At 39.5% G+C, this 7,807-nt stretch carries 12 protein-coding genes; all 12 read right to left on the reverse strand.

Annotation, left to right across the window (positions count from 1 at the left end; genetic code table 11):
- Positions 1 to 97: 97 nt before the first annotated feature.
- Positions 98 to 490, reverse strand: coding sequence for a hypothetical protein (locus FOF46_RS30550; protein WP_208746843.1), 393 nt, complete (start codon positions 488 to 490; stop codon positions 98 to 100).
- A gap of 47 nt (positions 491 to 537) precedes the next feature.
- Complete coding sequence (locus tag FOF46_RS30555; RefSeq protein WP_143919204.1) at positions 538 to 1,539, reverse strand: peptidoglycan-binding domain-containing protein; 1,002 nt, start codon at positions 1,537 to 1,539, stop codon at positions 538 to 540.
- 5 nt (positions 1,540 to 1,544) lie between these two features.
- Complete coding sequence (locus FOF46_RS30560) at positions 1,545 to 1,973, reverse strand: annexin (RefSeq protein WP_143919205.1); 429 nt, start codon at positions 1,971 to 1,973, stop codon at positions 1,545 to 1,547.
- A gap of 1 nt (position 1,974) precedes the next feature.
- Positions 1,975 to 2,157 carry a hypothetical protein gene (locus FOF46_RS30565; RefSeq protein WP_143917302.1) on the reverse strand — a complete coding sequence of 61 codons (183 nt, stop codon included), beginning with the start codon at positions 2,155 to 2,157 and terminating at the stop codon, positions 1,975 to 1,977.
- 55 nt (positions 2,158 to 2,212) lie between these two features.
- Positions 2,213 to 3,049, reverse strand: a complete 837-nt coding sequence (locus FOF46_RS30570) for a hypothetical protein (RefSeq protein ID WP_143919206.1) — start codon at positions 3,047 to 3,049, stop codon at positions 2,213 to 2,215.
- Positions 3,033 to 3,368: a hypothetical protein gene (locus tag FOF46_RS30575; protein WP_143919207.1), complete on the reverse strand. Its 336-nt coding sequence runs from the start codon at positions 3,366 to 3,368 to the stop codon at positions 3,033 to 3,035. The genes FOF46_RS30570 and FOF46_RS30575 overlap by 17 nt, the downstream gene beginning before the upstream one ends.
- A gap of 86 nt (positions 3,369 to 3,454) precedes the next feature.
- Positions 3,455 to 3,757, reverse strand: coding sequence for a hypothetical protein (locus FOF46_RS30580; RefSeq protein WP_143919208.1), 303 nt, complete (start codon positions 3,755 to 3,757; stop codon positions 3,455 to 3,457).
- Positions 3,758 to 4,336: 579 nt separating this feature from the next.
- Entirely contained in the window at positions 4,337 to 4,741 is a 405-nt protein-coding gene (locus FOF46_RS30590; protein ID WP_143919210.1) for a hypothetical protein, read from the reverse strand.
- Positions 4,742 to 4,788: 47 nt separating this feature from the next.
- On the reverse strand, positions 4,789 to 5,412 hold the full coding sequence (locus tag FOF46_RS30595; protein ID WP_143919211.1) for a hypothetical protein: 624 nt from the start codon (positions 5,410 to 5,412) through the stop codon (positions 4,789 to 4,791).
- Between the two features lie 122 nt (positions 5,413 to 5,534).
- Entirely contained in the window at positions 5,535 to 6,134 is a 600-nt protein-coding gene (locus FOF46_RS30600) for a hypothetical protein (protein WP_143919212.1), read from the reverse strand.
- Positions 6,135 to 6,191: 57 nt separating this feature from the next.
- Positions 6,192 to 7,454 carry a hypothetical protein gene (locus FOF46_RS30605; protein WP_143919213.1) on the reverse strand — a complete coding sequence of 421 codons (1,263 nt, stop codon included), beginning with the start codon at positions 7,452 to 7,454 and terminating at the stop codon, positions 6,192 to 6,194.
- A 34-nt stretch (positions 7,455 to 7,488) separates the two neighbouring features.
- Positions 7,489 to 7,807, reverse strand: a 319-nt coding sequence (locus FOF46_RS31990) for a hypothetical protein (RefSeq protein WP_167572022.1), incomplete at its 5' end; no start/stop codon positions are given.

Genomic DNA, 7,807 nt, shown 5'->3' on the forward strand with positions numbered 1-7,807 from the left:
CTATTTTCGCCTCCAACCTCACGAACCCCCACTTGAGAATCATACAATTCTTTTACACATTGTCTTAGTTCCTCTTCACTTATACTTGAATATTGTGTTACAGTGTTCTGGCTAAAAAGGTGACTGCAAACAAAAAAGCAAAGAAGATAAACGTAGATAATTTTAGTTTTTGCCATGGTGTTATAGTTTTAAAATCGTTTCTAAACTGATGATCCAGGTACTCTTCTGAAGTAGGCCAGATAAGTTTCATAAGGATCCGTACAATCCCATGAAGGATAAAAATGCCAATAATGGCAAAGAGGTATACTTGAAAGATACCTGCATCATAAGTTCCTGCTGTTGGATCAATCCAATGCAAAAAAGCCGCACTATGCACCCATAGGATCAATCCAACAGCTAAAGAGGATAATTCCCTCCATACTTTAAGGTATCCCCATATTGGAAGATCACTGTCAAAAATCCGTTTAAACCAATTGATTATTTTTTTCATTGTAGTCTTATTTTTTCACTATTCACTTTACGTTTTTCACTTTTCACTCAAAGAGAGGATAGATTGGCAGTAGGAGCATACACCGTTTCTCCTGACTGTGTTAGGATCCGTGTCCTTCCATTCTCCATTCCTATGATATACCCTACTACAGTATCAGGAGCTAATTCCGGAACAATAAAGGATCCATCGGTTGCCTGAAGTAATGTAGGTCGTTCTATAACAGCAAGGTTCCATTCCTGGGTGATTTGATTACCTATATTATCAAACGATTCAATAGTTCCTATCCCCGGAATAAACCACACCCCTCGAGTGTTTTGTTTGAGTCCCATTCTTCTAAACTCAGCTCTTATTTTTACTTTCTCCAGTTCTTTATTTTTAAAAGCTACACTCAGTAGCGCATTGACAAGGGAAGTCACTCTTGTACCCAGAATTCTGACATTCTGAAAAAATGCACTTACTTTTTTATATTGGCTAACAGAACTTATTTTCTTCAATCCATTTAAAACACCAAACAAATTTTGTTTGTTGGCGGAAGCTATAATTTCATTAGCAATACTGGCGGGATGAAACCCACTAGCATTGGCTGTTTTCCCAACCAGAGTGGTAAATGTAGTTTCTGTTATCACTGAAGGAAACCCTGCAGCTCGTAATGCACGTTCTGTTCCTTTACCAAATACTCCATCCACTTTTCCATTTCTAAAGCTTGTTTCTTTAATGATCAGTGCAGGCTTTCCACCCCTGGCAAGGAGTGCTTCTTGCACCATCTGAACCAGTGATCCCCGAGTTCCTCTTTTTAATGGAAATTTATCACTAGAGCCTCGTGGTAATATAGGTTTGGTCACTATAGTTCTAGGGGATATTGGAGGTATGGGCTGTTGCATACTTCTTTGATTGGCTGCCCGGTTACTGAAATATGTATAGGCCAGATATCCCAATCCTAGTACCAATCCTCCCCCTAAACCATACATTAGTACTTTCTTCCTGGAAAGTGGTTTTTGGGTCGTTTTATTTTTTGATTGTCGTTTTGCGACTGTTTTAGATTCCATCATTTTTTTTATGTTTTTGAATTGATAATTTCCTGGGCAATGGCAAATTCTTCTGTCGAAAGCTCGTTTGCTAGGTCCGCAGATAGATTATTTCCGTATAAATCTTTATAGGCTCGTTCTACCTTTCGCATCATAGAGGCACTAGGGATTTGTTCTATGGTATCAAATACCACCTCTTCATCTGTTCCCCAACCAAAGGCATTGTCATTCTCAAAAGCCATTTTTAATCGGATCGCAAAGTTTGCAGGATTACCGGGTTGTAAAGCATGCCTCTCCCGGTTGTTCCGTTTAAACTTCCTGACCAAAGCCCGGACAGCAAAGAACACCCCAACACCCAATCCACTAGCTAGTAGGACTGTAGTTACATCCTTGCTTACAGATATTTTCGGTCTGTTTTTTATAGCTTCTACTGCTAGAGCTGCCGCTGGTAATGCCATGCTACTTTTTGTTTATTTTCATTTTAACCAAGTTCCTGATAAAGGCATCATTCAGGAATAGCTTTTCCATGTGAATGATCCCTTTGGCACCAAAATGTTTGTTCATCGTCTCAAAAGCCTTTTTAACCTGATGTGCTTCTGTTTTATCTTTTACTTCTAATCCTATGGTAACTTGTGCTTGCATAATTTTTTATGGTTTCTGAGCTTTATATAGTATCTAGGAATCTAAGAAGTCTTAGCTACTTAGATTCTTCATCTCTTTGTTCTTTCTTTTGCTGTAATTGATTGAGATAGTAGCCTATCTTTTGAATCAGATTGTCATCTTCTTTGATTTGTTCCCCTAGTTGGATCATCAGTTGTATTACTTGTTCGAACTGTTCTTCTGTAAACAACTCACTAAGATGCTCTAATGCCTGAAGTAAATAATCATTCTCCTCACTATCATTTATATTTCTATATGTCTCATTGAGACCCAGACTTCCCAGAGTGCCCGCGATCCCCTGCATTTGTTTGGGGTATTGTTTGGCCAGTCCGGAGATCGCTCCGGGAAGCAGGGCTTTGCCTAATTCTACAAATCCTAATTTCTTGACCAAAGCCTCGATTTCTTCCTGCTTGGCTTCTGTTTCTTTTTTGGCCTCAGAGAGACTTTTTTCTAACTCTTTTATTTTATCGCTACGCATTGCGTAGGCTTTTTTAAGCTCTTCAAAATCCCTTTTTTGCAGTTCCTCCTGAAGCAGGGAATGTACTTTATGATGTACCCCATTTAAGGTTTCCTGATTGTTCTTATTGATCTCTTCGAGCCTCTCCTGGAGCTTTTGGTTTTCTATCGATAACCGTTGTATAGTGAGTTGATCTTCTACTACACCATTGTGAGATAATTTTTTATTTACCATGGGTAGTGTTCTCACCGAATTATTCTCGGGTGATGGTGTTTTCAATACCTCGAGCTTCGACTGGCCTTGTTCCATTTTGTATTTCACATAAGCACTCTCACTTTCAAACCCCATTCTTTCCATCTCTGCATATTGCGTATCATTTAACCGAACGGATCCGGGTTTTCTATGTCTTGCTTCCATCATCCTTAGTTTTTAAGATCACTTGTAAAAAGCGGATTTTACGTTGGTACTTCCTGGTGTTGGTAATCTCAATACGATCTGCATGTTCATGCATATTTTCCCTAATCTCCTTGGTATACCAGTTATCATATCGTCCATAGTCCGATTTAACCATCAATCCCCAATCAATATAGGTGACTAACCATATTTCGTTATACGCCTGGAATTTTAGCATTCCCATAGCAGGGATGATAAATTCCCTATATACGATCCTATAGTTCTCAAATCCTTTTTCTTTAGCTCTTCTCTCTGCATACTGCAGTGCAAATTCCTCTCTCATAAGCATAACTTATTTTATTATCTCACACCCATAGCGTGAACACATGGTGTGTTTTAGTATTGCACTCTTATGTAGAGGCATATGATTTATATTTTATTTAAATGCCCATTATGGGCTTCTGGGACTTCTTCAACCAATAACCATACTGTAACTTCATATGGGTATTCGGCTTTGCCTTCATCTTCAAAAGTGGCATGGATATAATCTGTTGTTCCAGATTCAGCTACAGGGGTAATTTGATACTTTTCAGGAATCTCTGAAAGCGTTAACTCTTCATCCGGTGTTAATGCCGAATCAATCATTGCCGAAAATTTATCTTCAGAAGTAAGTTGATGTTCTTTATAAAAAATTCCTCTTTTCTGAAATAGAGATAGTGTTCCCAGGATCATCTTTTTTGGTTTTAGTTAGGGTATGGGTNGGTTGAACGAGATAAAAGCATATCCATAAAATGGGTAACTCCACAGGTAATATTTTTCTGGAGTGCATTGCCCTAGTTGCAAGACATCAATAATGATTGGAGTTCTGGGCTCTGCCGGAATATCCCCTGAAGCAATAAAGGGAAAGGTATCTGTCACCGGGTGGGCATAATACCACCATCCGCCTGCTTGCTCTTCTATGGTAACATTCCGGGGATAGTTTGTTGTATATGTTGTTCCCGGATTGAGTTCCAAAAAAGAGGTGTCTTCCATTTTGGAAGGCGATACTCCATAATACAAACGGGATGGTCCAGGAATATCACTACATTTTTTCTGAACGTTGCATGTCGTCAATATCCCGATAACGGAATTGGTAGTAAAAGGAAGTTTGGCCTCTGCGTTTAAAAATTGATTTTCCGTGTGAATACTAAATTTTAATGGAACAAACTTCCTCCGCACTATAACACCAGTAGTATCCTGTTTATTGTCTAACTGAACTTTACACTTCATTTTTTCATTTTTAAATATCTCTTAGAGACCTTTTTGCTGTCGTCATACGACTTCTTCAATGAGTATGATCAGGCTCACTTTATAGCCTTGCCCAAAAGCAGCATTACTATGATCTTTATCCTGGTAGCGAACCTTTACTGAAAGATCTCCTGGCAATACATCTCCTAATTCAAAGAAACGCTCCCTTGGAGCAACACTAAGCGAGGACATTAGTATTTTGCTGTCAAACCCATCTGGAAATAGTTCTTCCCCACCAATTTCAATGCGTTGGCTTCCCCGATAGTATAACCGGTCCGGGTACTCTGAAATCAATTGTAATCCTTTGACCAGTTTGGTATGTTTTGGGAGTTCCAGATTATCAATGGTGAATAATCCGTTTGCCTTATCCACTTTAAAGGAAAAAGCGACCCTGGTCTCTTTGGTTTTTGGTTTTTCTTCGTTATTCATCTAAAGTGATATTTCATTATTATTTTAAATGTCGATTATCGACCGACTTATGCAGGGACAGTTGCGGTTCCTGCCAGTACCACTTTAATGAGTGCCTTCTCAGGGGCATCATCACCTAATTCGATATTGAATTCGAATTCTTCATCATCACGAATAAAGCGGGGGCTTTCTAAAAAGTAGGTTCCGATATTAATGGTTGTATTGCCATCAGTAGCAAAATCCTGCATTGGACGTTCATCGATGATGATCTTTTTATTGGCAATCAGGGAGAATACCCCGTTTTGCAATCCGCCTACTTTTTTGATACTATCAAAATTAGTTTGTTTGATGACCTTTTTAAGCTCTGAATCACTTCCGGGAAGGTCCCCTTCAATTTCTGAGGCCAGTAAGATGATACGGTTACATAAAAATAACCGGTCTTTCTGAAGTTTGGCCTGGGTGACATTGGTAATTCCGATCTCCTTGGCGTCTTGTGTTTCAAACATATCAATATTGGCTTTATTCCCAGCAAACTTGATCGAATAGTAGGCCGTATCTGCTAATTGTAACCTTCCTTCTTTGATCCCTGTAGCTACTTTGACCATAGCAGGATCAAACTTTTTGGCCTGATCCCGAAGCGAGATATGGGCATTCACAATCTCTAAAAACTGTGATCTTGAACTTTTTTTCATGGTATTTATGTTTTTTAGTATTAAGTATTTAGTAATGAGTATTAAGTAGCTTGCATATATAGTATTTAAGTAAGTTCGAGTCTGAATACTCTGTGCTTAGTACTGACTACTTTGTACTAGATTTACGCTACTGCATTGAGTTCGGAGATATCTTCAGCTCCATTGAGCTGGGTAATATCAATACTTCCAAAATCTGCCTCTCCCATTTCATCGTCTACGCCTTCTACAAAATCCTCTTGTATATCAGCCGTTGGGATAGGTTCCCCAGCTTCAATCTTTTGAATAATCTCATCCACTTCGCTGGTATCAAAATCTCCTTGATCTGCTACCTCAGATCCCATAAAGACTAAAGGGCGGTCTTCTAGATTTCCAAGGGATAGCTTTTGTGCCATCGCAGGGGATAACTTATCCAGGTATAATTTTTTGCCTATGGCTTTTAGGGAGGTTACTGCCCGGTCTTTAGCCTCATCAAGATTATCTTTAATCCCGTCAATACCATTGGTGGTGGCTTCTTTTTTACCAAAACCATTAGAGAAGGCCATCCCAACTCCGGCTGAAGTAATCCAGTCTTTACCGTAGTATGCTCCACCAAATATAGTCAGGGCTCCCAGTGCCAGGGAGTACCTTCCTACTGCCGATCCGGCCACCATTCCTAATACTCCCGTAGTAAGGTGTTTCCCTACTTCTAAAAGGCTATCTTTTGTATTTGCTTTTGATTTCATAATAAAATTTGTTTTTATGGTTTCCGTCATGCGGAAATCTCTTTTGTGATCTGATTTTTACAATAATGCCTTCGGAATTAGTTTTTCCGGGGTTTTTCTTTTGGTGGCTGTTCCCTTTTTACGTTGTTGACGACTTCCTTTAATAAACCTCCCTAGCTCATCCCTTTGTGTTAGGTTTCGTTTGCCCTGTCCCATCCGTTTTTTCGGTGTCCCTGAAATAGGCTTTGCTGTTTTCTTCTTGTTAGAATTCACAGCAATGGCAATTCCGGTACCTACTACTGCCAATCCTCCTAAGACCAGTAAGGTCGTTTTATGCTTTTGTAAAAAACCTTTCTTTTCTTCAGATGACGTATTAGTTACAGCCCTGTTTCTTGAGATCACTGATGGGGAAGATCTACCACCCCTTTGAAATGGAGAAGGGCGAAAACTGGATGTTCTTGGGATACTCCTGGGAATTGGGGCTGGAAGCTGTCGAACAGGTCGTGCGGGTTTTTGAAATAAAGTCTGTGCACTTTGTTTTACTTTATTAGCTGCGCCAAAAATGTTGCCTATTTTACTAAGGATACCTGCAATTCCTGCTACAGCGCCACTGGCAGCAGCGGTAGCGGTTCCCGTAGCTACTGCACCGAGTCCATCCACCTCAAACTCATTGTTCATAAAAGCCTCAATGGTATCAATATCTGCTTCCACTACAAACTTTTCAAAAGGGTCATTATACATATCAGGTTCAGTATCGATACTTCCGATAGTAAAACCACTTAAGGGTACTTTTCGGTCTTTGTTCCCTTTTCCTTTTAATATGGCTTTTCTTAGGTTTCTTCCTCTTCCTCCGGCAGTACGATAAATCTTCTCTGCCTTTCTCACGGTTTTTTTAAGTTTTGAGAATTTTCTCATATCAATTCCCATTTTCCTGGCTTGTGCATCACTGAGGTATCCAAAACGTAACCTACTGGCAACTTTGAACATGTTGATCTTCATAGCCAGTAAAAATCCGTTACGCAGTAAGATGGTTGCAGGGTTCAGAAAACGGTTAAACGTTCTAACCACAGGCCGGATCACTTTTTTACCTACTTTTTTGGCAAACTTCTTTAGTCCACGTCCTATCTTTTTAAAGAAACCCTGTAGGCCATCAATGACATAAATATTCTCTTCTGCATCGGCATACAGGATCACATTGCCTTCTTCATCCAATATCTCATAAGCAATATCCGGGGCGGAGTCAGAGACTCCATGTATTATCTCACTCATGCTCTGAGAATCTGCTATATCTGTGTTATCTAATCCGGTAGCATCAAATCCATCTAATCGGTGTAATTCCATAGTTGTATTATTTTGGGGTTGTATCCCCGGTTTATTATTGTTTAGCCTTCAGTTGTTGATTCCTTTTTCGAGAGGCTTTTGTCTTTTTGGTAAATAATCGTAATATTCCAATTCCTGCAGCAACGGATATCCCGGAAATGATCAGAAAATTGAGTAGGTCAAAATCATCTTTCTTTTTCATATTACTATGGGTATACATATCATCAAATCGGAATGGGGATATGATCTTACCCGGTATCGTACTCTTTTTAGATGTATTTGGTACTGTAGCCCTAACCGTACATCCGGGTGTTTGTGCTGGTTGCACCATCGTTCTTAAAGGAAGTTTTGGTTGTTGTAAAGCATCCAGACTA

It is taken from the genome of Aquimarina algiphila (assembly GCF_007489275.1).
Classification (GTDB): domain Bacteria; phylum Bacteroidota; class Bacteroidia; order Flavobacteriales; family Flavobacteriaceae; genus Aquimarina; species Aquimarina algiphila.